General features: G+C 41.0%; 2 protein-coding genes. Both read left to right on the top strand.

Going from position 1 to position 3,446, the window contains the following annotated elements:
* The first annotated feature begins 125 nt into the window (after positions 1-125).
* A complete protein-coding gene (locus A5295_RS05735; RefSeq protein WP_064622131.1) occupies positions 126-1,943 on the top strand; it encodes a L,D-transpeptidase in 1,818 nt (605 codons plus the stop codon).
* The gene (locus tag A5295_RS05730) at positions 1,940-3,424 is read left to right on the top strand and encodes an App1 family protein (protein WP_064622129.1); all 1,485 of its coding nucleotides are present in this window, start codon (positions 1,940-1,942) and stop codon (positions 3,422-3,424) included. The genes A5295_RS05735 and A5295_RS05730 overlap by 4 nt, the downstream gene beginning before the upstream one ends.
* The last annotated feature ends 22 nt before the right edge of the window (positions 3,425-3,446 follow it).

Genomic DNA, 3,446 nt, shown 5'->3' with positions numbered 1-3,446 from the left:
GTTATATAGCTAGTTATGTAACCAGTTATGCTCTCATGCTTCGCTAATACTAATTTCGTGCGTCGCTAGTGGTAAACTGTGCAAGCGTGTCTGTCGCATATAATTATTAAGCAGAGGTTTTGAATATGGCTGAATTACAGCAAAATTTTGAGGGAGATGAATCCCTCAATATTACACCTAGTAATATGCCTGATGATGCTAGTGACGATACTGTTGCTTTTATGCAGGTTCCTCAAAGTCATGTAGAAGATCAAATAGCTGATAATTCTGTTAATTATGAGGGAACTCTTGCTGATAATTTAGACGAAGTCGCCGATGAAGAAGATACTTCTGGAGACATTGTTGACGATATCGTTGAAGATATTGCCGGCAATAAGAAGAATGTGTTTGGTAATAATGCTGCATCTTATGGCATGTATGCAAATGCAACTCCTGCCGATTCAACTGCAACCGATTCATTTAGAGTAGTAGAGCCGAAAGCAAAGAAACATCGTACGAATCGTTCCGCACTGGCGTTGATGTATTCGCTTCTTATCTTTGTTATTTTGTTAGCAGCAGCATTTTTTGCACTTCATTTGTATTTCAACAATCGAGTTGCTCCAGGTGTTGATTTTGGTGATGCTTCTATTACGCGCAATCTCACTGGCTATCAGGAAGATTCTGTAAGCAAGACTGTTCAGAATGCTGTGGATCATAGCGAATTAGAAATTAGTGACGATCAAGGAAATAGTATTGATGCAGATTTGAGTCAGCTTGGTGTCAAGATTGATAAAAACGCAACTGTAAAAGCTATTATGAATGCTAAGCGAGATAATTTATTTACTCGTATTATGCCTTGGGTTCATCAAACTGTGAACTTGAAAGCTGTACGTGATGATTCTGCTTTGGATTCGTACTTATTGCATAAGTTTATTCGTGAGAAGGATCGTGCTGTACCTTATAGTGCAGTTTTCGACAAGGATTCTGAATCTTACAAGGTAGAGGATGGCATACCTGGTCGCACTATAGAAACTATGTCTGTTCGTGAAGCAGTAAAAAAGTTAATTGCTTACCCTGGTAAAACAGTAAAAGTTTCTGTTACATCTCGACGCACTGACGCTCCTATTAAGCTTGATGCAGCGCAGAAACTTGTAAATGATTTAAATAAACTTCTTGAGAAAAAAATCACGTTTAATAACGGTGACGGTAAAGATTTTACGGTTCCAAAAGAAGCGATTGCATCTTGGATCAATATAAAAGCAGATACGACTCGCCGTAAGCTTTCTTACACAATTGATGCAGATAAAGCAGATTATTATTTGTCTCAAGTTCTTCCAAAAGAACTTAATCAGCAAAAAATTAATCAAGAAGATGCAATTGATAAAGAAGGTAGGTTTATTTTCACAACGCTTAAAGGTTCTAATGGTGTTGAAATTAACTATTCCAATAGTGTTGCGAAAAAGGCTGTAGAATCTTTGCGCAATGGCAATGATTTCAAGATGGCTGTTCCTGCGAAAATCACTAAGTTTACCGTTGAAAAGAAGCTTGTTGAAATGCGCATTGTTGTTGACAAAACAACCCAAACGGCTTCTGTTTATAAGAATGATGAACTTGTAAAAACATTCCCTGTTTGCACAGGTAAGCGCGGTGCTGATGATTCAGCTTCCGGCACATTCTTTATTTACTTGCGTTATGCTTCACAAGATATGCGCGGTAGGAACGGCGATGGCTCTCCTTACTTCTCTCCTGGAGTGCGTTGGGTTAGCTATTACCATGGTGGAGAAGGCTTCCACACTGCTTCTTGGAATTATAAGGGTATTGCAACTGGCGATGCTGCAAATCACGGCTCTCATGGTTGCATAAACATGTATGAGCAGGATGCTCGTTGGATTTTTGAAAATTGCCCACGTGGCACTATTGTACAAATTGTTGGCACGACTCCAGATGGTCCGGTACGCGAATGAGCGAATCTGTGGGTAACTCACTTAACAAAGATGAACGCGCCGAAGAACTTTTGCTTTCTGCGCGTTCTAATCTTGAGTGTGTGCAAAGTCCACAATCTACTCCGAAGTTAGCTGCGTCTAGACGAATTAGCAGCGCGCCAATTCCTGTGCATGTTACTGCAACATTGTTTGACACTCCGTCTAAAGCTGAGTGTATTGACAATAAGCCATTGCTTGTGCGTTTTGGTCGCAGGCTCGTTACGTCTATTGTCGGCATGTGGATGCGTCTTGCTGGTCGTGTTGCTCGTCGTCTTGGCTGGTTTCCAAGTGTTGAGCCATATATTGGGTATGGAACGCATAGATATGCTCGCTTGATTTGCAGAACTGTGTATGCTCCAAAGCTTGGTCATCATTCTGCTCTAAAACGCGGAATTTACGCGATGCTTGTTGTTCCTGCTGTGCGTGTGCGCGTGGCTTTGTCTATTGACGGTATTCCTGTAGAAACAGCTCAAATTGGCGATTCTGAAATATACGATAAGCCTGAAGGTTCGCGCGATGGTAGTGCAGAGTATTGTATTTCTGACCGTGCAGGGTATTTAGATTTAATTACTGAGCGCGCTTTAGAGCCTGGTCGTCACGTTGTTTCGTATTCTGTTAGTGACCGTGAGCCTGTAAAAGCGAGCTTGTTTGCTATTGACGCAAATGTTCCTGTTGGTGTTATTTCGGACGTTGACGACACTATTATGGTAACTCAAGCGCCTTCGCCAATTCGTGCTGCTTATAACTTGCTTATTATGAATCCTGCTCATCGTTCGCCAGTTACTGGAATGTCTGAGTTTTTCCAGTCTTTAGAGCGTTTACGTGACGATATTCCATTTTTCTATCTTTCTACTTCTCCGTGGAATGTTGAGGCTTCAATTCGTCACTTTATTGATCGCGAAAAGTTTCCTGAGGGTCCTCTTCTTCTTCGTGATTTGGATCCACGTCCTAAAACTTTTATCCCAAACGGACCGCAGCATAAATTAGAATTTGCAACTCAGCTTATGGATGATTTTCCGGGTATGCGTTTTGTGCTTATTGGCGATGATGGTCAAAAGGATCCTTTAACGTATGCGAATATTATTCGTAAGCATCCAGGTCGTGTGCTTGCAGTAGGTATTAGGCAATTGCGTAAGCATGCTACTGTTGAGGATTTTCGTCGTAAATTATCTCGTGATTTTGCGGTTGCTTTAAGTGCGTCTAAGCGTGCATATGTTTTTTCGGATGCTCTTGATACTACGTGTGAAGCTGCGCAAGAAATTCCTACTATGGCGATCGAAAAATTACATAATGCTAACGAGTTTTCTGGTGATATTGATGATTTTGATGATGCTCAAATGCGCATAATTGAAGCAGAAGGTGCTGTTGGTACTTTGCAAGGCGTGCCATTTTTTGCAGCTCCTCAAGGCAAAGATTTAGCTAAAGCAATGCTTCCGTTTATAGAGGAAGCGATTGCGAAATAGTATAAAATAATTGCAAAATAAT

Source organism: Gardnerella sp. 26-12 (genome assembly GCF_001660745.1).
In the GTDB taxonomy this organism is placed as follows: domain Bacteria; phylum Actinomycetota; class Actinomycetes; order Actinomycetales; family Bifidobacteriaceae; genus Bifidobacterium; species Bifidobacterium swidsinskii.
The sequence above is the reverse complement of the archived record's forward strand: the minus strand, read 5'-3'. Positions and strand labels throughout refer to the sequence as shown.